The 25,886-nt window shown below is 69.3% G+C and carries 24 protein-coding genes; 11 read left to right on the top strand and 13 right to left on the bottom strand.

Translation table 11 applies throughout. From position 1 onward, the window contains the following. Window positions 1-177 precede the first annotated feature (177 nt). On the top strand, window positions 178-792 hold the full coding sequence (locus ACRWNM_RS19305) for a hypothetical protein (RefSeq protein ID WP_431969391.1): 615 nt from the start codon (window positions 178-180) through the stop codon (window positions 790-792). Between the two features lie 4 nt (window positions 793-796). Here the strand turns inward: ACRWNM_RS19305 and ACRWNM_RS19310 are convergent, their stop codons facing one another. From ACRWNM_RS19310 to ACRWNM_RS19325, 4 genes are all read right to left on the bottom strand, one after another. Next, window positions 797-2,044: a PucR family transcriptional regulator gene (locus ACRWNM_RS19310; RefSeq protein WP_431969393.1), complete on the bottom strand. Its 1,248-nt coding sequence runs from the start codon at window positions 2,042-2,044 to the stop codon at window positions 797-799. Between the two features lie 205 nt (window positions 2,045-2,249). After that, on the bottom strand, window positions 2,250-3,353 hold the full coding sequence (locus ACRWNM_RS19315; protein ID WP_431969395.1) for a mechanosensitive ion channel family protein: 1,104 nt from the start codon (window positions 3,351-3,353) through the stop codon (window positions 2,250-2,252). Between the two features lie 74 nt (window positions 3,354-3,427). Beyond that, entirely contained in the window at window positions 3,428-3,574 is a 147-nt protein-coding gene (locus ACRWNM_RS19320) for a hypothetical protein (RefSeq protein WP_357400409.1), read from the bottom strand. A 208-nt stretch (window positions 3,575-3,782) separates the two neighbouring features. Further along, window positions 3,783-5,288 carry an MFS transporter gene (locus tag ACRWNM_RS19325; protein ID WP_431969398.1) on the bottom strand — a complete coding sequence of 502 codons (1,506 nt, stop codon included), beginning with the start codon at window positions 5,286-5,288 and terminating at the stop codon, window positions 3,783-3,785. Between the two features lie 75 nt (window positions 5,289-5,363). Here ACRWNM_RS19325 and ACRWNM_RS19330 point away from each other — a divergent pair, with 75 nt between their 5' ends. Continuing rightward, window positions 5,364-6,272, top strand: a complete 909-nt coding sequence (locus tag ACRWNM_RS19330; protein WP_431969400.1) for a LysR family transcriptional regulator — start codon at window positions 5,364-5,366, stop codon at window positions 6,270-6,272. A 49-nt stretch (window positions 6,273-6,321) separates the two neighbouring features. Here ACRWNM_RS19330 and ACRWNM_RS19335 read toward each other — a convergent pair whose 3' ends face one another. The 4 genes from ACRWNM_RS19335 to ACRWNM_RS19350 form a co-directional block, all read right to left on the bottom strand. Beyond that, the gene (locus ACRWNM_RS19335; RefSeq protein ID WP_431969402.1) at window positions 6,322-6,903 is read right to left on the bottom strand and encodes a TerD family protein; all 582 of its coding nucleotides are present in this window, start codon (window positions 6,901-6,903) and stop codon (window positions 6,322-6,324) included. A gap of 184 nt (window positions 6,904-7,087) precedes the next feature. Beyond that, window positions 7,088-7,960: an aldo/keto reductase gene (locus ACRWNM_RS19340; protein WP_431969404.1), complete on the bottom strand. Its 873-nt coding sequence runs from the start codon at window positions 7,958-7,960 to the stop codon at window positions 7,088-7,090. A 45-nt stretch (window positions 7,961-8,005) separates the two neighbouring features. After that, entirely contained in the window at window positions 8,006-8,632 is a 627-nt protein-coding gene (locus tag ACRWNM_RS19345; protein WP_431969406.1) for a TetR/AcrR family transcriptional regulator, read from the bottom strand. Window positions 8,633-8,634: 2 nt separating this feature from the next. After that, window positions 8,635-9,330, bottom strand: coding sequence for a type 1 glutamine amidotransferase domain-containing protein (locus tag ACRWNM_RS19350; RefSeq protein WP_431969408.1), 696 nt, complete (start codon window positions 9,328-9,330; stop codon window positions 8,635-8,637). Window positions 9,331-9,610: 280 nt separating this feature from the next. Between ACRWNM_RS19350 and ACRWNM_RS19355 the strand changes: the two genes are divergently transcribed. From ACRWNM_RS19355 to ACRWNM_RS19375, 5 genes are all read left to right on the top strand, one after another. After that, window positions 9,611-10,486 carry a metal-dependent hydrolase gene (locus tag ACRWNM_RS19355; RefSeq protein ID WP_431969410.1) on the top strand — a complete coding sequence of 292 codons (876 nt, stop codon included), beginning with the start codon at window positions 9,611-9,613 and terminating at the stop codon, window positions 10,484-10,486. An 8-nt stretch (window positions 10,487-10,494) separates the two neighbouring features. Further along, on the top strand, window positions 10,495-11,556 hold the full coding sequence (locus ACRWNM_RS19360; protein WP_431969412.1) for a PDR/VanB family oxidoreductase: 1,062 nt from the start codon (window positions 10,495-10,497) through the stop codon (window positions 11,554-11,556). A 42-nt stretch (window positions 11,557-11,598) separates the two neighbouring features. After that, the gene (locus tag ACRWNM_RS19365) at window positions 11,599-13,077 is read left to right on the top strand and encodes a flavin-containing monooxygenase (protein WP_431969414.1); all 1,479 of its coding nucleotides are present in this window, start codon (window positions 11,599-11,601) and stop codon (window positions 13,075-13,077) included. Then, window positions 13,074-14,009, top strand: a complete 936-nt coding sequence (locus tag ACRWNM_RS19370) for an SDR family oxidoreductase (RefSeq protein WP_431969416.1) — start codon at window positions 13,074-13,076, stop codon at window positions 14,007-14,009. Before ACRWNM_RS19365 ends, ACRWNM_RS19370 begins: the two co-directional genes overlap by 4 nt. 63 nt (window positions 14,010-14,072) lie before the next feature. Further along, the gene (locus ACRWNM_RS19375) at window positions 14,073-15,701 is read left to right on the top strand and encodes an FAD-binding oxidoreductase (RefSeq protein WP_431969418.1); all 1,629 of its coding nucleotides are present in this window, start codon (window positions 14,073-14,075) and stop codon (window positions 15,699-15,701) included. 80 nt (window positions 15,702-15,781) lie between these two features. On the opposite strand, the gene ACRWNM_RS19380 is transcribed toward ACRWNM_RS19375, so the two are convergent. Both ACRWNM_RS19380 and ACRWNM_RS19385 read right to left on the bottom strand, forming a co-directional pair. Beyond that, window positions 15,782-16,168: a hypothetical protein gene (locus tag ACRWNM_RS19380; protein ID WP_431969420.1), complete on the bottom strand. Its 387-nt coding sequence runs from the start codon at window positions 16,166-16,168 to the stop codon at window positions 15,782-15,784. 163 nt (window positions 16,169-16,331) lie between these two features. Next, window positions 16,332-16,757, bottom strand: coding sequence for a DUF6010 family protein (locus ACRWNM_RS19385; RefSeq protein WP_431969422.1), 426 nt, complete (start codon window positions 16,755-16,757; stop codon window positions 16,332-16,334). Window positions 16,758-16,970: 213 nt separating this feature from the next. Between ACRWNM_RS19385 and ACRWNM_RS19390 the strand changes: the two genes are divergently transcribed. Next, the gene (locus ACRWNM_RS19390; RefSeq protein ID WP_431969424.1) at window positions 16,971-17,909 is read left to right on the top strand and encodes a GlxA family transcriptional regulator; all 939 of its coding nucleotides are present in this window, start codon (window positions 16,971-16,973) and stop codon (window positions 17,907-17,909) included. 55 nt (window positions 17,910-17,964) lie between these two features. Here the strand turns inward: ACRWNM_RS19390 and ACRWNM_RS19395 are convergent, their stop codons facing one another. After that, a complete protein-coding gene (locus ACRWNM_RS19395) occupies window positions 17,965-18,507 on the bottom strand; it encodes an LppU/SCO3897 family protein (RefSeq protein WP_431969426.1) in 543 nt (180 codons plus the stop codon). 246 nt (window positions 18,508-18,753) lie between these two features. On the opposite strand from ACRWNM_RS19395, the gene ACRWNM_RS19400 reads away from it, so the two are divergent. Continuing rightward, on the top strand, window positions 18,754-21,462 hold the full coding sequence (locus ACRWNM_RS19400; protein WP_431969428.1) for an AAA family ATPase: 2,709 nt from the start codon (window positions 18,754-18,756) through the stop codon (window positions 21,460-21,462). 4 nt (window positions 21,463-21,466) lie between these two features. Here the strand turns inward: ACRWNM_RS19400 and ACRWNM_RS19405 are convergent, their stop codons facing one another. Next, complete coding sequence (locus ACRWNM_RS19405; RefSeq protein ID WP_431969430.1) at window positions 21,467-22,642, bottom strand: FAD-dependent oxidoreductase; 1,176 nt, start codon at window positions 22,640-22,642, stop codon at window positions 21,467-21,469. Further along, on the bottom strand, window positions 22,639-23,289 hold the full coding sequence (locus tag ACRWNM_RS19410) for a TetR/AcrR family transcriptional regulator (protein WP_431969432.1): 651 nt from the start codon (window positions 23,287-23,289) through the stop codon (window positions 22,639-22,641). The genes ACRWNM_RS19405 and ACRWNM_RS19410 overlap by 4 nt, the downstream gene beginning before the upstream one ends. Before the next feature lie 156 nt (window positions 23,290-23,445). Here ACRWNM_RS19410 and ACRWNM_RS19415 point away from each other — a divergent pair, with 156 nt between their 5' ends. Next, window positions 23,446-24,306 carry a helix-turn-helix domain-containing protein gene (locus tag ACRWNM_RS19415; protein WP_431969434.1) on the top strand — a complete coding sequence of 287 codons (861 nt, stop codon included), beginning with the start codon at window positions 23,446-23,448 and terminating at the stop codon, window positions 24,304-24,306. 83 nt (window positions 24,307-24,389) lie between these two features. Continuing rightward, window positions 24,390-25,784 (top strand): APC family permease, encoded by a 1,395-nt coding sequence (locus ACRWNM_RS19420; RefSeq protein WP_431969436.1) that lies wholly within the window; start codon window positions 24,390-24,392, stop codon window positions 25,782-25,784. Window positions 25,785-25,886: the final 102 nt, after the last annotated feature.

A 25,886-nucleotide genomic window follows, 5' to 3' on the forward strand; every position in this document is an offset into this window, starting at 1 on the left:
AGACAACGCATCCGGCGCGTCCATGTGTTTTCCACGAATGGCCGATTTCGGCGATCGATACCGGCGGACGCACCTTATCGTCGAGACGTGCAGGCGAAAAAGGCGCTCCATGGATTCGATCTTCCTGGTTCGCAAAGGCACTCCGAGACGGCGGCTGCCAATCCTTCGGCGACAAGAGTGGACGACACACCCGTCCACGGACTGTGGCGGACGCAAAGATTGCCGCAGGGATTCGAGTGCCGCTGGCGAAGTGCCGATTTCGGCCACGAGTCACCGGGCGACGCCTTCGCGCGACAATCCTTCGCAATCGCCGAATTCACCGTGTTCTCCTCCGGCGGAGCACATGTCGTCGAGAGAACACTGCCCACACTGTTCGGTGGCGGCAGCATCATCGCCGACATCGACGTGCCGGAAGCCGCATCCCGCGGACTCCTGTTCGCCCTGGGCAACCGGGGCGGCGGCGTGGCCGTCTATGTCATCGACTCGACACCCCGAGTCGCCGTCACGACCGCAGCCGGAACACTGCACGTGCGAGCCGACCGGATACTGCCCCCGGGTCTGCACCGCGTCGGCTGCGTACTGCGCCCCATGGGCGAGAACCTGCACGTCGGCGCGATGGTGGACGGCACGGTGGCCGGAGGCGCCCACGGCAACCACCGGCTCCCGCTGACGAACCCGCGCGAGCCCACGATTCTGTCCGTGGGCTACGACTGCGGACTCCACGTCGGCGATCGATACCAGCCGCCGTTCGCCTGGAATGGAACGCTGCATCGTCTGAGCATCGACGCATGATCCGCTACCGCGCGGCCCGCCGCGGAATGACGTCGGCGTCACGGTGACTGCGGGCCACCATCGCCGAGCGCAGATACCACAGCCCGGACGCCTGGGTCGGGTCGAAATCGATGAGCTGACCGATCCGTTTGAGGCGGTAGTCGACGGTGTTGGTGTGCACATACAGCAGCCGCGCCGTACGCTGCCGGTTCAGATTGGTGGCGATATAGGTCTTCAGCGTCTCGAGGAACTCCGGATACTCCTCCAATGGATCCAGCAGCGAGCCCAGGAAGTCGCGGGCCGGGCCGGGCCGGGTCAGCTGATACTCCAACGCCATGTCGTTGAACCGGTACAACCCGGAGTCGAACTGCAACCGCTGCACCATGTCCAGTTGCTCGTGCGCCTCGTCAGCGGCCTCGGGAATCCGCCGCAGTCCCGCCTCCACCACGGTCGCCCTGACCGGAGTCTGCGCGGCGTCCGTCAACCACTTCACCAGGAATTCCAGTGCGGCGTCGTCGAACTCGGCGGCGGGCAGCAGAATCGTTCCGCCGTCGACGCTCAACAGCGACAGCGCGCTCTCCCCGCACCGGGTGGCCAGCTCCGCCTGCACGCGACGTAGTTTGCGCCGCGCCACCACTTTCGGATCGAGCTTGGGGTTCGATTCGTCACGGTGGGGCGGAATGTGCACCGCCAGCACGTGATAGGCGTCGGCGATCGGGACGCCGCACTCGCGCGCCATGGTGGAGGTGCTGTTGCCGCCGAGCAGCGCCGAGGTGAGCGTATGCACGGCGGTATGGTGCTCGCTGACAACCGCTTTCAGCTCCCGCACGTAGGCGACCGACACGGTCGAGCTGATGGTGTCCAGAATGTCCATCAGCCGGCGCGCGACATTGACCAGCCTCTGCTGGTCGCTGGTCGTCGCCTTCGCCAGGACGATATCGAAGCCCAGCTTGAAACCCTCGTGTATGGCGTGCTGGATGGTGTCGATCGGGATGCCCTCGCGCGCCCATTGCGCGGCGGTCGCGCCGATCCGCTCGATATCCGAACCGATGCCCTCCCCACCGTCGAGCATGCGCATCGCCAGCTCGATGCACACGCGCGTCACCGCGGCCACGTCACCGCCCAAGGCGTCACCCGGCAGGGTGTTACACGGTGCGACGGTTTGCAGAAAGTGCCCGACCATTCGCTGTGAGATCGCGCGAACGTCCTCGAGATGTGTCGATGCCGGTCGACCTGACACCGTAAGATCCGGATCGGCCTGCTGTGCGGACATGAAAGCCTCCCGCGGGGTAGTTCACGTCCCGCCACCGTAACCCGCACAATCTTCGGCGACCGCCGCTCTCGGGCGGGTTTGTGGCAGCTGAGCAACGTCCCGACGCGCTTTGTGCGGAGAGACAGATTGATAGAACGACCAGTCCCACCAACAACTTCGGTTCTCGTCGGCTAGCTGCTACCGAACGGACATCGGCGATTCGTTCTCATTCGCCGTCGCGACTGCCCGAATCGCCGGACCCGTTGGCCGCCATGGCCATTGCGCGGCGCTCGCCGTCGGCGTCGGTGATCGCGGTGGGAATCTTCGGCAGGGCGTGCGGATGGTGACGGCCGAGCCAGTCCAGCAGTTCCTCGCGGACCGCGCAGCGCAGGTTCCACGCGTCGTCGGCGTCCGCCGCCGACATCGTCGCGCGCACCACGATGTTCGTCGGTGTGCTGTCGGTGACGACCAGATTCCAGTTGCGGCGATCCCACTCCGGGTGGTCACGAAGGTAGTCGTGCAGGTGTTCGCGCAGCAACGGCACCGGCGTGCTGTGGTCGAGGTGCAGGAACACCGTGCCGGTGAGCTGCGAACCGCCCCGCGACCAGTTCTCGTACGGCTTGCTGTTGAAGTAGGAGACCGGCATGGTCAGCCTGCGGTCGTCCCAGATCCGCACGGTGAGAAAGGCCAGGGTGATTTCCTCCACGGTCCCCCATTCGCCTTCCACCACCACCGTGTCGCCGATCTTCACCGAATCGCCGAAGGCGATCTGCAACCCGGCCATGAGATTGCTCAACGTCGACTGCGCCGCGACGCCCGCGATGATGCCGATCACGCCGGCCGAAGCCAGCAGCGAGGTGCCCAGCGTGCGCAGACTCGGGAACAGCAGCAGGATCGCCACCGCGGCGGTCGTGACCACCAGCACCGAGGTGACGATGCGGCGCACCAGTCCGAGCTGCGTGCGCAGCTGGCGCACGCGCGAAATCTCGTTCGTGCGTCCGGCATAGCGCCGCAGCATGTTCTCGGCGACCGCGTCGGCGGCCCGGATGACCAGCCACACCGCCGCCATGATCGCCGCCGCGGCCAGGATGTTCCGTATCACCGCGTCTTGTCGTAAGTTCAACTCCGCCAAGGGATAGGCGGCATGCAGCGCGATCGCGCCGAGCAGGGCCTGCACAGGCGACTGCACCCGGCGCAACAGCATCGGCAGGTGCGTATCGGGACGATGTCGCGCGCTGTAGCGCAACATCCCGTCGACCAGCAGCCCCGCCGACACGGTGATGGCGACCGTGCCGAACAGGACGATCAGCGGCCGTAGTACGTCCTCCACGAGATCGAACTCCTCTCGTCGTCACGCGGGCCACGGTGCGCTTCGGCAGCGGAAACGCACCGCGGCCCAGGTTTTCACAGCAGTGCCAGCGTGAAACTCAGCACGCAGAGCACGAGAACCCATGCGGCGATGGTCAGGTGGATGGAACCCGCCTGCTCGGCCGAGCCGGAACGGTGTCGGCGATCGGCACGATACTGCGGGCGCGAAGCCGAAACGGCCACGTTGTCCTCCTTCGGTCGACTTGCCTCAGCCACACGCATACCCGCTCTCGCCGAAGATCGACATGAAGACTTTGTTGCGCATCCCACCTCGGCCGCCCCGGCTCGTCAGCGTGGTCCGTCGGGGAGGCGAGTGTCAGGATTCGGCGTACTCACCGGCGACCCGATTGGGCCGCCGGTGGTCTGCGGGGTCGGCTTACGACCGCTCCCCTCAGTGCGATTGCCCGCGTCGAGACAGCAGCGATTGCAGGACGACCAAGGCCCCGAGGGCGAGCACAGCCACGCCGATCACGCGCAATCCGAACTCGGCGCCCGAGACGAACGCCGCGACGACCTCGTGGGCACGCGCGGAGGTGGTGGCGGCGAGCGCCTCGGCCACGGTGCGCGGATCGTGGCCGGCGCGAATATCGGGTGGCAGCGCGGCGACGAACCGGGAGTTGAGCGCAGTGCCGATGACCGCGACGCCGAGCGCGCTGCCGAACTCGCGGGTGGTGGCCTGCAGTCCGGCTCCGACTCCGGCCTGGGCGGGCGGCAGTGACGTGGCGATCGCGCCGGACAGCGTCGGAAGTGCCAGTGTCACACCGATTCCGGTCACGACAAGCCATGCGGCGTAGGCGGCGTAGGGCGTCTGCTCGGCGCTCGTGGAGATGCCCAGCAGTCCGCCGCCGACGAACACGAAAGCGAGGGCGACGGTGGCGTCGTGACCGATGCGGTGCACGAGGCGTCCGACGTGCCGGGTGCCGAGAATGACCGGGACGGTCAGAGGGATGATGCCCAGCCCGGTGTGCAGGACGCCGAATCCCTTGCCGTATTGGAGAAACGACGCGTTGACGTAGAACAGCGCGAACATGCCGAAGAAGACCGCCGTCATGCCGAGGCAGGCGCTGCGCAGGCGTGGCAGGCGGAGTATTCGCGGGTCCAGCAGCGGGTGCTCCACTTTCAGTTCGACGAACGTCCAGAGCGCGAACAGCGCGGCGGCACAGCAGAATCCGGCGATCACCAGCGCGCTGTCCCAGCCCGCCTCCGGACCTTGAACGATGCCGATCAGCAGCGCGACCGACGCTCCGACGAGCAGCACGGTGCCGAGGGGGTCGAGGCTTCGGTCACTGCGCGGCGACACCGGCGCGACCAGGCCCACGAGCGCGGCGAGGATCAACGCGACCGGGATGCTCGCACCGAAGAGCCAGCGCCACGACCCGCTCGTCAGCAGAGCTCCGCCGCCGATGTTGCCGACGACTCCGCCGATCCCGGTCATCGAGGCCCAGGTCGCTATCGTCGCGCTCCTGCGTTCGGCGGGTACCGCGTGCAGCAGGATCGCGAGCGTGTTCGGCAGCACGGCGGCGGCGCCGATCCCCGTGACGGCGCGGCCGGCGAGCAGGACGGCGACATTCGGCGCCGCCGCGGAGATCAGCGCGCCGACCCCGAACAAGGCCAGCCCGGCGAGCAGTATTCCCTTGCGCCCGAAGCGATCCCCCGCCGCTCCGCCGGGGATCACCAGGCAGGCGAAGCAGATCACGTAGGTGTCGACGATCCACACCAGCGCCGACGCGGACGGGTGCAGTGCGCTCGCGGCGAATATAGGAACCGCGAGGTTGATCGCGGCGACCATCCCGACGACGAGGACGACGCATGCGCACATGACGGCGAGTAAGCCGCGCCGGGCGACGGGGCGCGCGGACGCGGCCCGTGATGGTGGGCTCAGAACAGTTGATCGCATGGCGATGACGGTATTGACCTGCGACATCTCCGTGCCACGCAACTTTTACAACTGACGATTGCGTAGTATGCAATTGTGCCTGGGCAGCTCGACCTGAACCTCCTGCGTGTATTCGACGCACTGCTGCGGGAAGGGAGCGTCACGGCGGCGTCGGAACGGCTGAATCTGTCGGTTCCGGCCACCAGCCGAGCGTTGGCCCGGTTGCGGCGCACGATGGGCGACCCGATCTTGGTACGCGCCGGTCGCGGGCTCGCGCCGACACCGTTCGCGCTGCGCACCGCTCCGCGCGTGCGGTCACTTCTCGACGAAGCCGAGGCGTTGATCAGCGCCGATCGAGAGATCACCGTCGCGGAATTGCAGCGCACGTTCACCATTCGCATCAACGACGGCGTCGCGGCGACGCTGGTGACGACAGCGATCGAAGCCGTCTCCGCGGCTCCCGGCGTGACCTTGCGGTTCGTGACGGAAGGCACCGAGAGCATCGAGGCGCTGCGTGACGGCTCGGTCGACCTCGACGTCGGTGTCGGCGATGTCGACGCTCCCGACATCCGGAACGCCGTCCTGTATCGAGAACGGCTCGTCGGCGTCGTCCGCGCGGGCAGCGCACTGGGCCGTCACCGCAGCCCGACCTTGGCGCAGCTGTGCCGATATCCCCACGTCTCGGCCTCTCGCCGGGGGCGCGCTCGGGGACCGCTCGACGACGCGCTCGCCGCCGCGGGCCTGCACCGCCACGTCGCCGTCGTCGTGCCGACCTCGGCCGTCGCCGCGCTGTTGGTGTCCGCGAGCGACTACGTCGGACTCATCCCCCAGCGCCTCGCCGAACAATACGGCCGAACCCTCGGCATCCGCTGGTTCTCGATCCCCGCGGACCTACCGGACATCGATGTGCGACTGCTCTGGCATACGCGGCTCGACGCGGACCCGGCACAACGCTGGCTGCGCGACACGATTCGCGAGGCGCTCAGCGCTCCTCGTACCAGTTGACGGCCGCCGACCGCGGGCCCCGAAAGCCGTTCCCGCGGTGGCCCGGTCGCTACTGCATGGCGAAGCGGAGCAGCGCCTGCTTGTCGCCCTGCTTGATCTTGCCCTTGCGGTTCAGGACTTCCAGCTGCCACGCACCGCCGTTGCGGAAGGCGCGGGCCACGGCGTTGGCGTTGTCGGTGCCGAGCAGGGAGGGCCAGATGTCGGCGACCTGCTGGCTGTTGCCGCCGGTGGCGTCGTAGATCTTGAAGGAGATGTTGTTCGCCTTCTCGAACGAGCTGCCCTTCTTGAAGGCCGCAGCCACGAAGACAATGGCATCGATGCCGCCCGGCACTTCGGCGAAGGTGACGTGCACCGTCTCGTCGTCGCCCGCGGCCGCGCCCGTCTGCTCGTCGCCGGTGTGCAGGACCGCGCCGTTGCCCAGCGGGTCGAGCGAATCCAGGCCCGCGAAGCGGACCGGCTCGCTGCCCTGCATGAGAATTGCGATCAGGTCCAGGTCCACGCCGCGCTTGCGGCGCGCCCAGCCGAGCGCTCCGCCGCTGGTGCCCGCCGAGGGATCCCAGCTCACCCCGACGCTCAGCTTGGCGATGCCGGCGAGATCCGCCGCGCCGTCTTCTTTCCGGAGCGTGATCATTGCCCGCTTCCCCTTCTACCGTCCGAGTCTCGGCGGTGGCTCTCGCTCGGGCGCAACGCCCCTGGTCTCGACCACGACACTACCCATGAACTCCGGGGCCGTACAACACGAATCAGGCCGGGGCGACGAGCGGGATTGCCCGGCCGTGCCTTTCGCGGGCACGGCCGGGCAGCGGCGGCTCGGATCAGGCCGCGGCGGACAGTGCCGCGAATTCGTCGTCGGTGAGCGTGATTCGAGCGGCGTCGATGTTCTCCTCGACGTGGCCGACCGAGGAGGTGCCGGGGATCGGCAGGATCACCGGGGAGCGGCGCAGCAGCCAGGCCAGTGCCAGCTGGGCGGGCGTCGCGCCGTGTTCCTTGGCGATGGCGTCCAGCGGGCCGCCCGGCCGGGCGAGCTCACCGGTGGCGATCGGGAACCACGGGATGAACGCGATGTTCTCGGCCTCGGCGTACTCGAGCACTGCCTCGTCGGCGCGGTTGGCCAGGTTGTAGAGGTTCTGCACCGAGACGATCGTCGCGATCTCACGCGCCTGCCGCAGCTGCTCGACGCTCACCTGGGAGACGCCGATGTGCCGGATCTTGCCCTCCTGTTGCAGCAGGACGAGTTCACCGAGCTGGTCGGCCAGCGGCACCTGCGGATCGATGCGGTGCAGCTGGTAGAGGTCGATGCGGTCGACGCCGAGGTGGCGCAGGCTGAGTTCGGTCTGCTGGCGCAGGTATTCCGGCCTGCCGACCGGCCGCCAGTCGCCGGGACCGGAGCGGGTCAGCCCGCCTTTGGTGGCGATGACGAGATCGTCGGCGTAGGGGTGCAGCGCCTTGCGGATCAGCTGTTCGCTGACGAACGGCCCGTACGAGTCGGCGGTGTCGATGAAGTTCACGCCGAGTTCGACGGCGCGGCGCAGCACCCGAACGGCCTCGTCCGGATCCGCCGGATCGCCCCAGACGCCGGGACCGGTGATCTGCATGGCGCCGTAGCCGAGGCGGTGGACGGGGAGGTCGCCGCCGAGGGCGAAGACGCCGGACGACTCGGCGGGACGGGAGGTGTCCGTGGTTGACATGGGGAAACCTTTCTGCTGGAAGACGATTCGCGCGGGCAGCGCCGGCTACGCGCCCGCGTCGCGCATCATGCCCGGGAACGCTTCGACGGGCTCGTCGATTCCATCGCGCGAGGAACCGGCGGATGGTCCGGCAGCGAGCAGCCCGGCGAGCACCGCGTCGATCGCCGGATCGAACAGGCCTCGGGGATCCGACGCGGATTCCAGGCCGATCACCAGCGCGATGCAGATGTCGGCGGCGGTCGCGGGCGGCACGGAATCCGCGGCGCCCGCGGTGTCGAACAGCTCGATCAGCAGCGCGCGCAGGTCGCCGGTGAACGCGGCGCAGACGTCGCCGAACAGGCGCGCCTTGGCGTCGAGCAGCTCCGCCGCGTGCGGTGAGTCCCCGCGCAGGCGTAGCACCAGCTCCAGCTTCGCCGCCAGAACGCCCCGAATGCGTCCGTACGCAGGGGCATTCGCCGACGCGGCGGCACGGGCGCCCGTGAGCGCCTGATCGTGCAGCCGCTCGGCGAGCCTGCGCACGGCGTCGTCCTTGCCGCGAACGTACTGATAGACCGCCGACCGGGACACGCCCATGGTGGCGCCGATGTCGTCGACCGTGGTGCGCCGCACGCCGTATCGCGCCAGGCACTCGTAGGTGGCGTCGAGGACCTCGTCGAGCCGGTCGGTGGCCATGATCAGAACAGTTTCCGCAGCAGCTCCTCGGCGACGCCTGCCGAGGAGGCGGGGTTCTGGCCGGTGATCAGCGTGCGATCGGCGACCACGTTCGGCGACCACGGGTCGGCCTCGCGGAAGTCGGCGCCGATCTGCACCAGCCGGTCCTGCAAGAGCCACTTGGCCTTGTCTGCGAAACCGGCTTGCGTCTCTTCGGCATTGGTGAAGCCGGTCAGCGTGTAGCCGGCGAAGGCGTTGGTCCCGTCGGCCTTGGTCGCGGCGAGCAGCGCGGCGGGCGCGTGGCACACCACGGCCAGCGGCTTGCCGGAATCCAGTGCGGCGGTGAGCAATGCGCCGGAGGTGGCGTCGACGGCGAGATCCTCCATCGGCCCGTGCCCGCCGGGGTAGAACACGGCGTCGTAGTCGGCGAGGTCGACGTCGGCCAGCGCGATCGCGTCGGCCAGCTCGGAACTGGTGGACACCACCCGCGCCCGGTGCTCCGCCGTCTCCTGACCGCCGTTGACCTCGGGCGCCAGGCTGCCCTTGTCCACGCTGGGCACGACGCCGCCGGGGGTGGCCACCACGACCTGGTGGCCCGCGGCTTTCAGCGCCTCGAACGGCACGACGAATTCCTCGGCCCAGAATCCGGTCGGGTGCTTGGTGCCGTCGGCCAGTGTCCAGTAGTCGACACCGGTCATCACGAAAAGAACTTTCGCCATTCTCGTCTCCTTGTTCGGATTGTTCGGAACCCGCGAGGGTTCGGTCATCGGTGCACGTCGTCTCGTCCGGATCAGGTCGCCATGTCCACGGACTGACGTTCCGCGTCCGATCCGTCAGTGGCGACACCGACGACGGTAGGCCCGCTCCGCCGGGCATCGCCAATAGGAATCGACATGTGAGACATCGAAATTTCTATGGATGCGCAGTGTTGACATCACGTGATGTCAACAAATACCGTCAATGGAGCCTGTTTCAACGACGAGACGCGAGGACGGTGGCATGAGCACAGCGGCGTACGACGACCAGGCGCACGCGATACACGCGCGCGACGTGCGGTTCGATTTCGATTCGGTCCCCATGCACTACATCCCCGGCGAGGTGATGGCGACCCACATCATCAACGTCATGCACCTGGTGCTGCCCGAAGGCGAGCGGGCCATGGCGCAGGCGCTGGCCGAAGCGCTGCCGCTCATCGACGACGAACGACTGCGCGAGGAAGTCCAGGGGTTCATCGGCCAGGAGAACATGCACGCCAGTTCGCACGAGAAGGCCCGCAAGCATCTGGAGTCGATCGGGCTCGACGTCGCCCCGATGGTCGACACCGTGTCCTGGCTGGTCGACCGGGTGCTCGGCGATCACGGCCTGACCGGGCGCGCCAAGCACGAATGGCTCTGCGAGCGGCTCGCACTGTTCGCCGGGATGGAGCACTACACCGCGGTCATCGGTGAGTGGCTGCTGACGAACGACCAGCTCGAGGCCAAGAACATGCATCCGGCGATGCTGGATCTCATCCGCTGGCACGGCGCGGAGGAGGTGGAGCACCGCAGCGTGGTCTACGACGCGTACATGCACGTCGACGGCGGATACCTCCGCAAAGCGCGGACCGGTCTGCTGGCGAGCTTCGGCCTGCTCGCGCTGTTCGTGATCTCCGGCGGCTACCTGTTCCGCAAGGATCCCGAGCCGGACAAGGGACGGCACTGGCCGCTCCAGATGCTCAGCGCTTCGGCTCGCGGCGTGATTCCACGGTTCACCACGTTCGTCACCGAGATCCCCCGCTATCTGCGGCCGGGTTTCCATCCGTCCCAGCTCGGCCCCATGGACAACGCGATTCGCTACCTCGCGCAGTCGCCAGCGGCCCGCGCGGGTGAGGCGTGAGCGCCGTCGTGACCGGGAGCTATCGTCCGCCGCTCCCGGCGCGCGCAGTGGCGGGCCTGCTCGGCGCCTACAAGCGCGCGTTCGCCTCCGCGACGACGGCCGATCTGCTCTCGCGACCGAATCCGGTGCGCCGCACAGGTTTCGAACTACAGCTGCGGATCGACGCGCGCGCCATCGAGGCCGAGGGCGTGATCAGCCTGACGCTACGATCACCGAGCGGCGCGGATCTCCCGTCCTGGATTCCCGGAGCGCACGTCGATGTGTTCCTGCCATCCGGCCGCCAGCGGCAGTATTCGCTCACCGGCGATCCTTTCGACCGCAAGACGTATCGAATCGCGGTGCGCTACCTCGCCGACGGCGACGGCGGTTCCCGCGAGGTGCACGACGAGCTGCGGGAAGGCGACCTGCTGCGAATCAGGGGCCCGCGCAATGCCTTCACCTTCGTCGAGGCGCCGGACTACCTGTTCGTCGCCGGCGGCATCGGCATCACGCCGATCCTGCCGATGGTGGCCGAGTGCGCGCGCCGCGGCGCGCCGTGGCGGTTGATCTACCTCGGGCGATCGAGGGCGAGCATGCCGTTCCTGGAACGACTGGAGCGCTGCCGAGGCGGCCGCCTCGAGGTGCGGCCGGACGACGAGTTCGGCGCCCCCGATCTCGATGCCCTCATGGCCGAGGCGCCGCGCGGCGCCGCCGTGTACGTCTGCGGTCCGCCGCCGCTGATGGAATCCGCGCGACGGGTGCTCTCCGCCACCGACCCCACCGCCTCGGTGCACACCGAGCGCTTCTCCCCGCTCCCGGTCCAGGACGGCGCACCGTTCCGTATCACGTTGCTGCGCAGCGGAACAACGGTCGAGGTCGGCGGCGACGAGTCGGCGCTGGCCGCCATCCTGCGCGTGCGACCCGGCACCGCGTTCTCGTGCAGGCAGGGCTTCTGCGGCACCTGCAAGACGCGCGTCTTCGCAGGCGAGATCGACCACCGCGACCGGTTGCTGCCGGAGTCCGCACGGGATTCCAGCATGCTCACCTGCGTGTCGCGCGCGCTCGGGGACGACCTCGTCCTCGATCTCTGACCCCACGGGCAACGGCGCCCGTTCCGGAAAGGAAATCTCCTCATGTCCGCACCGAGCGGAACCGACCCCGAGCACCGCGCGATCGTCGTGATCGGCGCGGGCATCGCGGGCATCGGCCTCGCCGTCAAGCTGCGCGAAGCGGGTTTCGACGATTTCGTCCTGCTCGAGCGCGCGAGCAGGCTGGGCGGGACCTGGCAGGCGAACACGTACCCCGGCTGCGCCTGCGACGTGCCCTCGCACCTGTACTCGTATTCGTTCGCGCCGAACCCGGACTGGTCGCGCACGTACGGGACCCAGCCGGAAATCCTCGCCTATCTGCGCGTGGTGGCCGAGCGCCACGATGTGGTGCGGCACATGCGATTCGACACCCCGCTGATCCGCGCGCGCTGGGACGAGGACGCGCTCCTGTGGCACATCGAGACCGAACGGGGCGAGCTCTCCGCCGACGTGCTGATCTCGGCGGTCGGCCCGTTCAGCGAGGCCAAGATTCCCGACTTCCCTGGGCTCAGCGATTTCGAAGGCGCGCAGTTCCATTCGCTGCAGTGGGATCACGAGCACGACCTCACCGGCGAGCGCGTCGCCGTGATCGGCACCGGCGCGTCGGCGGTGCAGTTCATTCCGGAGATCCAGCCGATCACCCGGCGGCTCACCGTATTCCAGCGTTCGGCGCCATGGATCGTCTCCAGGATGGATCGCCGGACGCTGGGCGTGGAGCGCGCGCTGCTGCGGCGAATGCCCTTGCTGGGCAAGGCCATCCGTGGCGCGTACTTCGCGGGGATCGAGAGCTTCGGCCTGGTCGGATTCGTGGATCGGCGCTTCCGGCATCCGTTCCAGGCGCTGTCGCGGTGGCAGCTGCGCCGGCAGGTCAGCGACCCCGCGCTGCGTGCGAAGCTCACGCCCGACTACATGATCGGCTGCAAGCGCGCCATCTTCTCCGACGCGTATTACCCTGCGCTCGCCCAGGACAACGTGGAGGTCGTCACCGAGCGCATCGCGGAGATCCGGCCGCGATCGATCGTCACCGACGCCGGCGCGGAATACCCGGTGGACACCATCGTCTGGGGCACCGGATTCGGTTCGCTGCCGCAGTTGTACGAGCGGATTCTCGGCAAGGACGGCCGGTCGATCGCCGAGGCGTACCGGGAACGACCCGGCAGCTATCTCGGCGCGGCCGCCGCCGGTTTCCCGAACATGTTCTGCACGCTGGGCCCGTTCGGCGCGGCCGGGAACCAATCGGCCATCTACATGATCGAGGCCCAGATCGGCTACATCGTGGACGCGCTGAAGACGATGCGCGACAGAGGCATCCGCCGCGTGGAGGTGCGTCCCGGCGTGCAGCGGTCCTTCCTGGACGAGATGGAGGAGCGCAGCAGGGAAACCGTCTGGCTGAAGGGCGGCTGCGACAGCTACTACACCACCGCCGACGGCCGCAACGCCGGTCTGTATCCGGACTGGAGCTTCCACTACCGCCGCCGCGTGGCCGAATTCGACGTCGCGTCCTACGAAGCGAGTGTCCGATGAGCGCGCGCACCCTGGACACCGTGCGAAAACTGTTGCGGGCGGTCCCGTCCGCGCTGGCGGGCGGCCCGGGCGGGTACGACGTCGAGGGCAAGGTCGTGGTGATCACGGGCGCCGCGACGGGCATCGGATACGCGCTGGCCCGGCTGTTGTACGCGCGGGGTGCGCGTCTCGCGCTGGTCGACATCGACGGCAGGGCGGCCACCGCCGCGGCGGCCGGACTCGGCGTTCGCGCCGTCGGAATCGGAGCCGACGTGGCGGATCGCGCGGACATGCTCGAGGCGATCGATCGGGTACGCGAGAGGTTCGGTGGCATCGACGTCGTCGTGGCCAACGCGGGCATCGTGCCGAAACCGTCGAGCATCCGGCTGATGGATCCGGCGGATTTCGATCGCGTCCTCGCGGTGAACCTGACCGGCGTGTTCAACACCGTCCACCCGAGTCTCGACGACATCGTCGCCGCGCGCGGGCACGTGGTCGTCGTCTCGTCCTGCGCGGCTTTCGCACCGGGCATGGGCGGGTCGCCGTACATGGTGAGCAAGGCGGGCGTCGAGCAGTTCGGCCGGGCGCTGCGCGTCGAGCTCGCCGCCTCCGGCGCGACGGCGGGCGTGGCCTATTTCGGCATCGTCGATACCGCGATGACCCACGAGACGCTCGATGACGACGACATGGGCACCGAACTCGGCGACCTGCTGCCCTGGCCGCTGAACAAGCGGATCAGCCCCACCGAGGCCGCCGCGTCCATCGCCGACGGCATCGCGCGGCGCGCGCCCCGCACGATCGCACCGGCGGGCTGGGAGCCCTACGCCATGCTGCGGGGCGCGCTGAACGTGGTTCTCGATCAGCAGCTCAGTACCGACGAGCGGGTTCGGTCGCTGACGAACCGCCTGGAGCAGCGCATTCGTGCGGAGCGGGGGCGCTCGATCGACGCCTGAGGGCACGGTTGTGAATTGACTCATAGTTAATTTACTATCGAGTCAATTCGAACCGTGGAGAGGATGCGGATGGCGACGCGGTCGTGGTGGGGCTGGGGGAACGTGGCGGACGCCGTGACCGGAGAGGAGCGGGCGGCGTTGACGCGCCGGGTGGCGGCGATGCTGCCCGGCGCTGATCTCACCGTGCACGAGGCGCCCGAACTGTCGTCGCTGGCGTTGCCCGCGCCCCGGGTGCGGGTGCCGGATGCGTTGGCCCCGTTGGCGTCCGAGGATCTCGTCGATCGCGTCGCGCACTCGCGCGGGCAGGCTTTCCGCGACGTGGTGCGGAATCTGCTCGGCCGCGTCGACAATGTGGTCGATCGGGTCGTGCGCCCGCGCAGCGAGCGGGACGTGATCGACATTCTGGACTGGTGCGCCGATGCCGGGGTCGCGGCGATTCCGTACGGCGGCGGCACCTCGGTGGTCGGCGGTGTCGAACCGCGCTGCGCCGCGGACTATCCCGCGACGATCGCCGTGGATCTCGGCGGCTTGAACCGAGTTCTGGAGATCGATCGCACCAGCCGCGCGGCGCGGATCCAGGCGGGCATTCTCGGCCCGGCGCTGGAAGACGAACTGCGCCATCACGATCTGACGCTGCGCCACTTCCCGCAATCCTTCGAGTTCTCCAGTCTCGGCGGCTGGCTGGCCACCCGCGCGGGCGGGCACTACGCGACGGTCTACACCCATATCGACGACATGGTCGAGTCGATGCGGGTGGTCACCCCGATCGGCGTGAGCGAATCGCGCAGGCTGCCGGGTTCGGGTGCGGGACCTGCGCCGGACCGGATGTTCCTCGGCTCCGAGGGCATTCTCGGCGTGATCACCGAGGCGTGGATGCGGTTGCAGGACCGGCCGCGCTGGCGGGCGGGCGCCTCGGCCGTCTTCGACGACTACGCGCAGGCTGTCGCCGCGACCAGGACCATCGCCCAGTCCGGGCTGTTTCCGGCCAACTGCCGGTTGCTGGATCCGGTGGAGGCGTTCCTCAACGCCGGAACCGCTTCCGCGGGCGGCGTGCTGGTACTCGGGTTCGAGTCGGCGGACCATCCGGTGGCCGAGCCGATGCAGCGGGCGATGCAGATCTGCCGCGACCACGGCGGCCGATTCCCCGACGGCGTGCGCACCACCGACGCGGCCGAGGAGAAGGCGAGCGCGGGCGCGGCGGACACCTGGCGGTCCTCGTTCCTGCGCATGCCCTACCAGCGCGACGCGCTCGCGGCGCAGTCGATGATCGTGGAGACCTTCGAAACCGCCTGCACCTGGGACCGTTTCGACGCGCTGCGCGCCGCGGTACTGGACGCGGCGACCTCAGCCTTCGACGCGCTCGGCGTGACCGGCGTGGTCAGCTGCCGGTTCACCCACGTCTATCCCGACGGTCCCGCACCGTATTTCGGCATCTACGCCGCCGGGCGGTGGGGCCGCACCGTGGAGCAGTGGGACGAGATCAAAGCAGCGGTCTCGGAGGCGCTGGCGACCAACGGCGCGACCATCACGCACCATCACGCGGTCGGCCGCGACCACCGGCCGTGGTACGACCGCCAGCGGCCGGACCCGTTCGCCGCCGCGTTGCGCGCGGCGAAGTCGACGCTGGATCCGGCGGGCATCCTCAACCCCGGCGTGCTGATCGACCCGGCACGCCCCGACGGGCGTCCATGACGCGGCGGGCGCCCGCGTATCGGAAAGTCTCGAACGCGCGACGCCCGCCGACGATCGGGCCGAGTGCTCGTCCCTCGTCGTCACGCCCGCCTGCGCCGCATGATCCACCAGACCAGCAGCGCACCCACCACGGCCGCCGTGATGGGCAGCGACCGCCCGCGCGCCGCGCCGAGCACCTGCTTGCCGACGCCCGCCACCGGGGGCGCGCCCGCGGTGGCGCGGTCGACCAGGTGCTCGATTTGCACGCGTGCCTGTTCCGCGGTGTCGCGCGCGTAATGCTTGGCGTCCGCGGTACGGTGCCGCGCCGCGTCGGCGGCCCGATGCATCTTGTCCTCGGCGCCGGTCGGGACATCGAACTTGTCGGTCAGTCCCCCGACCGTCTCGCCGAGCCGCCGCTTCACCTTGTCCCCGTCCCGCCGCAGGATATCGGGAATGTGCGGGACGTCCGGTCGTCCCTTGCTACTCATCGTCGGCTCCCTTTCTCGGCCTCGACTCATCGCGGAGGGCGCCGGTCCGCTGAGGCAGCGTCGCTTCGCCTCCGTTCGCTGGCCGATTACCCGGCCATATCCTCGTGAAACAGGGTTACGGTGCCGGTGCGGACGGAGCCGCGGGTCGCGGCGCGCAGACGCATTACGACTGGTGCACGGGCTCCCGCGATACGACCGCGCGCACGCGACCGCGAGCCCAGGCGATCACGTCGGGTCCGCCGCGCAGGCACCACACGGCGATGACCGGGTCGCAGATCGCGCAGCCGAGCGACGAGTCATGCAGGAAGGGCACGATCGGGTTGCCTTCGATGTGGTGCAGGAGATCCCAGGCCGTGTGCAGCAGCCAAGCGATGCCGATGAAGGTCCACGACCGCAGGCCTCGATAGGCGCAGTAGGTGACGACCGCGGTGAACGCGAATTCCGCTGGGCCGAGGCCGCCGCCGCTGAGGTAGGCGGCGCCGGCGCCCGCGACCATGATCGCGTTGAACTGGCGGCGATGCGGTTCGCGAATCAAGGACATCAGCGTGATGTAGACGATGCCGACGAGCAGCGGCGCGACATAGTTCATGGCGGGACAACTCCTGGGGCGGGGATCGGAACGAGATCCGCTGCGGATCGCCACCGAAGTTATCGAGACGGTTTCGGGTCGCCCAGTGGCATTTATGCCATACAGCAACGGAAAACCGCCAACACCGAACAGCTAGTGCAACCAAGCCACCATCGATGCGACCAGACCCGATGTGTGGATGGCGGGAATCCGTTGCCTGGGTAAGTTAGGGCCATGCACGTGGTCGCCGTACTGGCCCTGGATCGGGTGATCCCCTTCGATCTGTCCACCCCGATCGAGGTCTTCACCAGGACCCGCCTGCCGGACGGACGCTCCGCCTACCAGGTCCGTGTCTGCGCCGAGCGGCCGGAGGTCGACGCGGGCGCGTTCAGATTGCACGCGCCGTGGGGCCTGGACGGATTGTCCGGAGCCGACACCGTGATCGTGCCCGGCGTCGCCGACCCGACCGCCGCGCCCTCGCCCGCGATCGCCGATGCCCTGCGGCGAGCGGCCGCGGCGGGCACCAGGATCGCATCCATTTGCACAGGCACCTTCCCGCTGGCCGCCACCGGATTGCTGAGCGGTCTGCGCGCCACTACGCATTGGGCCGCCGCCGACGCGCTCGCGAGCGCACACCCCGACATCGCCGTCGATCCCGGCGTTCTCTACGTCGACAACGGCCAGATCCTCACCTCCGCGGGCGCGGCCGCGGGTCTGGATCTGTGCCTGCACCTGATCCGCCGCGACTACGGGTCGGCCGTGGCCGCCGACGCCGCCCGGCTGTCGGTCATGCCGCTGGAGCGCGAAGGCGGGCAGGCCCAGTTCATCATTCAGTCGTTGCCGCCGACGCCGCGCGGCTCCACGCTGGAGCCGCTGCTGATGTGGTTGCAGGACAACCTCTCCCGCAATCTGATCCTCGCCGAGATCGCCGCCGCGGCGGGCACCAGCACGCGCACCCTGCTGCGGCAGTTCCGCGAGCAGACCGGAACCACCCCGCTGCAATGGCTGCACCGCGCCCGCGTGCACCGCGCCCAGCACCTGCTGGAGACCACCGACCACACCGTCGAGCGCATCGGCGCCCAAGTCGGTTTCGGCTCCCCCACCGCCTTCCGCGACCGCTTCAAACGCACGACGGGCATCAGCCCCGACGCCTACCGGCGCACCTTCCGCTGACGAACGACGACCGGCCGCACCGAAAGCGGTGCGGCCGGTCCTTGCGTCGCGCGTGTCAGCTCTTGGGGCTGCCCAGGCAGAAGGTGGTCTTGGGCTCGGCCAAGGTGAGGAACTTGTCGGCGTCCTCGCCGCACAGCTGCTCGTCGGCCTGGCCGTCGATACGCTGCACGACCTTGAAGCTGGCTTCCGAGGCGGTGCAGGCCACGAACTTGTAGCCGGTGAGCATGCTCTCGTTGTAGCAGAGGCCCTGCTTGAAGTTCGGGGCCAGGCACAGGAACGCGGTGGTGCCGCCGTTGAGGGTCTCCTCGTAGGAGGTGTAGTCCTCGTGGCATTCGGTCTTGTTGTCGAAGACCTGCACGACCTTGTAGACGGCCTTGTCCGACGAGCAGTCCACCGGCTCGGTCTTGGAGTCGATCATCGATCCCTCGATGACGTTGATGCAGTCGCCCACGTTCGCGCGGGCGGTGTCGGACTTCCCGGCATCCTGGACCACCTGGGCGCCCTTCTCGACCGCCGAACAGCCGAGCGCGCCCAACGCGGCGACCGTGGCGAGCGCCAGCGGAAGCCGCGTGAGAATGCCAGAACCAACGAATTTCATTCGTGTCACTTTCTCGTCGATGCGAAGGCGGCCGACCGGAGTACCCCTCGTGGCGTCGAAAACTCCGGCCGTCGCCGTGCCCTTCGGCGCATCCCCCGGAGGGTCGCGATCGGCCTCGAACACCCAATCGCACAATCGTGCGGACAGCATCCGGGAAATCACGGGAATGCCCCGTGACGTTCCAGCACCCGTTAAGCTCGGCCCGGATTGTTTCGCGGCAGGTTTGCCGGAAGTCGGCGGAGGGTCATGGTCGAGCGCGCTTTCGTGGGACGCCGCGCTCAGCTCGCCACGCTCGATGACGCCCTGGAATCGCCCGATGGCCCGTGGGTGCTGCTGGTCGACGGGCAGGCGGGCATCGGCAAATCCCGGTTGCTCGCCGCGCTCGCACCGGCCGCCGCCCGCCGGGGACTGCGGGTGCTCGCGGTCACGGCCACCGAGGACGAGCAGTCGCAGCCGCTGCACGTGATTCACGATGTGCTGGAACGCCTCACCGACGCCGGGGCGGACGTGTCGGACGTGCCTTCCGATGGCGACCTCACCCCGGTCGGCCGCGCCCTGCGCAAGCATCTCGCCGCGACCGGCACGCTGCTCGTCGTCGACGACGCCCACTGGGCCGACGCCGAATCCGTGCGCGCGCTGGCCTATCTCGTCCGCAATCGCCCCGCGCCGTCTTTCCGGCTGCTGCTCTCCTATCGCTCCGGACAGTGCCCGGCCGCCCTCACCCGGGTGCTGACCGCGACCCACGCCGCGACGCGGTCGGTGCGGGTGCCGCCGTTCTCGGAAGACGACGTCGCCGCCCTGCTGCCGGAGGCGACGGCCGCGCGCCGCGATCGGCTGCTCGCCGCGTCCCGCGGCAACCCGCTCTATCTGCTGCTGCTCGCCGACCTCCCGGATCGAGAGGTGCAGCGGGCGATCGACGGCGAGGACCCGGCCGAGGGCGACTACCCGGGCCTGGATCGCACGCTGCGCGCCGAGCTGGCGCAACTGCCGCGCCGGGAACGGCTCGTCGCACAGGCCGCGGCCCTGTGCGGAGCCCACGCCGATCTCGAACTACTTTGTGCCACAGCCGAATTGCCGATCGACGAAGTCGCCGCCGCGCTGGACGAGTTGAGCCGACGCGGCCTGGTGCACGTCGCAGGATCATCGGTGACGTTCGGCCACCCGCTGATTCGCACCGCCGCGCATCGGCTGGCGGGCGCGGGCTGGCGCACGGCCGCGCACCGCAGGGCCGCCGTGCTGCTCCGGCATCGCGGCGCCGCCCTGCCCGCGCTGGCCCGCCACCTCGAACTCGGCCTCCTCGGCACCGACCCGGTCGCCGCGGCGGAGCTGAAAGGCGCGGCGACGGAGGTGCTGCCGAGTGCGCCCGCCACCAGTGCGCGGTGGATCGCCGCGGCCATGCGGGCAGCTCCCGGCGGGCAGCCCGAACCGCCCGAGGACCGGCTGTTGCTCGGGCGTGCGCTACTGCTGTCGGGAGCGGGCGCTCAGGCGCGCGAAGCGCTCGAACCCCTGATCGCGAGTCCGGGACCGAATCGGCTGGAAGCGCTGTTGCTTTCGGCGCGCTGCGAACGCATGCTCAGCCGGGTCGACCTGGCGCGGGCGCTGCTGGCCACGGCCGCCGAGCTGCCGCTGCTGCCCGGCGACGGACCCGTCCAGCTCGAGCTGGCCATCCTCGAGATGCAGGATCATCAAGACGCCGAAAGCCAGGCCCGGCTGGACGCGCTGTTCGCCTCCGAGGCCGTCGCCGATCCCGCGGTGCGCGCGGCCGCGACGGCGCTGCGCTGCCTCGGCGCGGTGGCCGAACTGCGCATCGAGGCGGCCCGTGCGGGATTCGAGCAGGCCGACCGGGAATTCGAGCGGCTCGACGACGGCGGGCTGCGAGAGGTGGTGCACGTGCTGCCCGCGCTGGGCTGGTCGGCGTACTTCCTCGACACGCAGGCACGAGGTTTGGCGCACCTGGACCGTGCGGTGCTGGTCAGCCGCCGCTTCGGGCGCAGCTACGCGCTGGCCGAACTGCACACGGTGCGCGCGTATTGCCTGCTGAAGCTGGGCCGCGTCGGCGAGGCGCTGGCCGCCGCCGAGGACGCCGACGACCTGGCCCGCCGGTTCGGCTATGCCGATCTCGTCCCGTTCGCGGGTGCGCTCGCTCTCCGCGCACTGCAACTGACCGCGCCGCGCGAGGACGTGCTCCGGCAGTGGGAGGCGATCTCGGGCTTGCCGCGACCGGTGATGCGCTGGTGGCGGCAGGTGGTGGAGTCGACGGTGCACGAGGTCGGGGTGCGCCTCGGTGTGCTCGATCCCGGCGTCGAAGCGCCCGTCGGCGACCGGCCGGGGCCGATGCAGCCGACCCAGCTGGCGCGGTACGCGGATCTCGCTCTTGCCCACGGTGATCGCGACACGGCACTCCAGCTCGTCGGCCGAGCCGAGATAGCCGCCGCGCACCTCGGACTACCGAGCCAACTGGCCGCCGCGTCCCTGGCTCGCGCCGAATACTGCTGCGCGACCGATGATCTCGACTCCGCCGAGGCCGCGACGACCGCCTCCGCCGCGCGGTTCGACCTGGCCGACATGCCGGTCGATCACGCGCGGGCGATGCTGCTCGCCGCGCAGATCGCCGGGCGGCGTGGCGATTTCACGCTGGCCACCCGGCGCCTGGCCGGTGCGCGCGAGACGTTCGTGGCCGCGGGCGCGACCCAGCCTGCGGCCGCGGCGACCTCGCTCCAGCGACGGCTGGCCGGTGGCCGGGCGCCCGGCGGGTCGGCGACGCTGACGCCGCGTGAGCGCGAGATCGCCGAACTCGCCGCGCGCGGCCATCCGAACAAGGAGATCGCCCACCGGCTCTACCTCAGCCCACGCACCGTCGAGGACCATCTGAGCCGCATCCTGCGCAAACTGGATCTGACCGGTCGCGCGGGCATCGCGCACAAGCTCGGCGAGCTGGATTCGCCAGGGACCTGAGCGATCACGGCCGGACCACAGTGGACGCGCCCGAACGCAGCGCGGCCGTCGCCTCGCGCGCGGCGTGCAGGGCGCTGTTGATCGAGATCTCGCCGCGCATTCCCGGCGCGGCCACCATGTCGCCCACGAGGTAGACGCCGTCGCCCCGATCGACGGCGGGCCGGTCGCGCCAGGTGTAGCCGGGCAGATCCAGTGCGCCCGTGCGGTTCTTGGCGGTGGCGGTGCGCTGGAAGGTGACGCGGTCGCGCCACCCTGGCACGCACAGATCGGCGAAGTCCGCCAGGCGCTGATGCGCTCCGCGCGGGGATTCGCCGTCGCGCACCGGCATCTGGAGCTGGAACAGCGACTCCCCCTGCGGGGCAACCGTGTCGTCCTGCATGGTGTAGCTCTCGTGGAAGCCGCCCTCGTCGAGGTCGAACACGATCGAGCGGTCGCGGCGATCCGCGGTGACGGCGAGGTCGAGCAGTACGCAGTAGCCGCCGGCCCAGGTCAGGCTGTCGTCGCCGAGCAGGCCGCGCGCCGCGTGCACGTCGGTGGCGACGATCACCGGGCCGCCTGCGGGCAATCCGTCCACGCGCGAACCGGTTTCGACGACGACGCCGAGCTCGGTCGCACGGGCGGCCATCCGATCGATCACGCGCTGCCACCCCCCGCGCACCCACCGCACGGCGGGGATGGGCGCGCTGAACACTCGCTGGAACAGCTCCCACACGAACGCCGCCGAGAGCCTGCCGGTGTCGGCGTCGTAGGTGACCACGCTGATCGCGTTCGCCATGCGGTCCGCCGCCGCCTCGCCCCATCGGCCCGACGCCCACGTCCGGAAGTCGACGTCGACCGGCGCGGTGAGCCCGAGCCGCGCCTGGGCCCGCAGCATCCGGACGGGCGGCCGCCGCCGGAGCACGCCGTCGATGCGGAAGCCGAATTTCGCCGCGTCCGACATCGAGGGCCAGCCGAGGTCGGCCACGAAACCGCGCTTCTTCAACCAGGTGTAGTGCGGTCCGTCGGCGTAGAACACGTGCGCTCCCTCGTGCGCGACGTGCGGCGCGGCTGTAGCTCGCGCGCGGCCGCCCAGCGTCCGGTGCGCCTCGTACAGCCGGACCGGGACGCCTGCCTCGGCGCACGCGATGGCCGCGGTGAGACCGGCCAATCCGCCGCCGATGACGGTGATGTGTGTGTTCACGGTGCTTCCTCTCCTCGGTGGCCCGCCCAGTCAAGCCGGGCGGCGACCAGCTCCGCAGTGGCACGCAGATAGCGGTCTTCCTCGACGGACGCCGGGTGGTCGCCGTCGAAGATGTCGCGGATCAGCCAGAAATGCGCGAGGGCGCCGACCAGCACGGCGGCCGTGGCCGCCCAGTCCTGCTCGCCGTGTCCTGGTCCGGCCAGCTGGGACAGCGCCCGCGTCACCACCGACATCACGACGCCGTATTCCTCGCGCTGGAAGACCTCCAGCACGCCGGAATCGATCGAGTTGTCGCGCAACAGGATCCGGGTCACGTCGCGATCGTGGTCCAGCCGCTCCAGACCGACGCGGCACAGCGCGAGCAGCCGGTCGACGACCGTACCTCCCGGCGTCGCCCCGTCGAGCAGCGCGACGAACGAGAAGTCCGGATCGAGGAAGGTCTCCCATTCCGCGCGCTCGGTCAGTCGGGTGCGCACCGCCTCGACCAGCAGTTCGTCCTTGGATCGGAAGTGCCGGTACAGCGCCCCCGATCCGCCGGAAAGCCCTGCGGCCTGCTCGATCTGGGCCACCGAGGTCCGCGCGAAACCCTGTTCGCCGAACAGCCGGAGGGCCTCGTCGATGATCCGCTCCCGCGACGTCCTGCTCATCCGGCCTCCGGTTCCACCGCTCTGCAAGTAACCACTTACTTACATTGAAGGCGAAGGTCCGATGGCATGCAACCCCCAAGTCTCTGTGGGCCGGAATCCCCCGAATCCGTGCGGAACACGGCGGTAGGCTCGCGCTGTCACACGAAAGGATTTGAGATGGCGGGCAAGCGCACGGTTCTCACGGCCGGTCTGCGCCGCCTCGCGGCGTTGCTGACCGAGATGCGCGACACGGTCGGGCTCAGCAAAGAGGAAGTCAGCGGGCGGACCGGGATCAACGTGACGACCCTGTACCGGATCGAACAGGCCCAGGCGCGTCCACAGCGCCGCACTCTGAACACGCTGCTCGACCTCTACGATGTGGAACCCGATCGGCGCAGGTACGCACTGGATCTGCTGTCGGACGCGCAGAAGCCCGGCATGTCCCGGCCGTGGGAAGCCAATCTCACCGAGGTGTACGCGGCCTACATCAACTTCGAGTCCGAGGCGCTCTCGGCCCGGCACTATCAGACTTCTTTCATCCCCGGCCTTTTGCAGACGCCGCAGTACGCGCTCGCGGTGATCGACACGTCCATGCCGAAGGTCGAGACCGCGATCATGGAGAGCCGCGTCCACGCCCGGCTGAACCGAGCGGTGGTGCTCACCAAGGAGAAACCGCTCGAGCTATGGGTGGTGCTGGACGAAGCGGCGATCCGCCGGGTGGTCGGCGGACCGGAGACCATGTGCGGCCAGCTCCAGAAGCTGCTCCAGGAGAGCAAGCGGAAAAACGTGATCTTGCAGATCCTTCCGTTCGACGCGGGCGCGCACCCCGGCATGGCGGGATCGTTCACGCTGCTCGACTTCGAGGACCCCAACGACCCCGAACTGGTGTACGTGGAGGGCATCGCGGGCGACACACTGGTGGAGGGCCACAACGAGGTCCGCCGCTTCGGCGTGATCTTCGACCAGCTCAGGGCGATGGCGCTGAGCCCGCGTGATTCGGTCGCGTTGATCGAGAAGATCGCCGCAGGAATGAGCTAGCGTTCCGGGGTGTTCCGGCGACTGGCTCGCCGGAAGAATGGGTACTCCAAGGTCCCATCCGCAACCGCGCACAGGAGTCTCCGATGGCCGATGTGACCGCTGAATCGCCCGCCACGCCCGAACCCAGTCTGCATCGGGTGATGGGACCTGGCCTGCTGCTGTTGTTCGTCGTCGGCGATATCCTCGGCACCGGCATCTACGCACTCACCGGCCGGGTGGCCGCCGAGGTCGGCGGCGCGGTGTGGGCGCCGTTCGTCGTCGCGTTCCTCGTCGCCCTGGTCACCGGGCTGAGTTACCTCGAGCTGGTCACCAAATATCCGCACGCCGCGGGCGCCGCCCTCTACACGCACAAGGCGTTCGGCATCCACTTTCTCACCTTCATGATCGCCTTCGCGGTGCTCAGCTCCGGCATCACGTCGGCCGCCACCGCCTCCCGCGCGTTCGCGGCGAACTTCGCCGAGGCCTTCGAATTCGAGGTCGGCACCGGAATCGCGATCACCGCCGTCGCGCTGGCGTTCATGGCCGTCGTCGCGGCGATCAACCTGCGCGGCGTCAGCGAGGGCGTCAAGCTGAACGTGCTGCTCACCTGCGTGGAGCTGACCGGCCTGCTGATCGTCATCGCGATCGGGCTGTGGGCGCTCGGCTTCGGCAACGGCGATTTCGGCCGCATCACCGAATTCCAGACCGGCGAGCGCAGCGCGCTCGGCGGCGTGATCGTGGCGACCACGCTGGCCTTCTACGCCATGGTGGGTTTCGAGGACTCGGTGAACATGGCCGAGGAGTGCAAGGAACCGACCCGGATCTTCCCCAAGGTGCTGCTCACCGGATTGCTCGTCACCGGAACGATCTACGTGCTCGTCTCGATCACCTCGGTCGCCCTTGTGCCCGCCGAACAACTCGGCGAAGGCGACACCCCGCTGCTGAAGGTGGTCGAAGTCGGCGCGCCCGGATTCCCGACGCACATCTTCGCGTTCATCACCATGTTCGCCGTCGCCAATTCGGCGCTGATCAACATGCTGATGGCGAGCAGGCTTCTCTACGGCATGGCGCGGCAGGGCGTCGTGCCGCACGCCTTCGGGCAGGTGCACGCCCGGCGGCGCACGCCGCAGATCGCGATCGCCTTCACCACGCTGCTCGCCCTCGGTCTGATCGCCTTCGTCGGCGAGGTGCCCGAACTCGGCGGCACCACCGCGCTGCTGCTGCTCGCGGTGTTCACGGTGGTCAACGTGGCGGTGCTCGTGCTGCGGCGGGATCCGGTCGCGCACAAGCATTTCCGCACGCCGACCGCGCTGCCCGTGGTCGGCGCGCTGTCTTGCGGCTTCCTGGTGACGCCCTTCACCGATCGCAATCCCGAGCAGTACGTGATCGCCGGCGTGCTGCTGGCCATCGGTGTCGGGCTCTGGCTGGTGAACCAGCTGGTGATCCGGCGCCAGCGCACCGAGCCCGCGACACCCGCGACACCGACGCCCGAGCCGTGATCCCGGACCGGAAACACCGACGTTCGCGCAGGTGAGCGGGCCGAGGCAGCACGCGGAATACGGTCGGCCGCAGCCGATCACCTGCCCGGTGTGACCGATCAC

The organism is Nocardia sp. bgisy134 (genome assembly GCF_965341865.1).
Lineage (GTDB): Bacteria > Actinomycetota > Actinomycetes > Mycobacteriales > Mycobacteriaceae > Nocardia.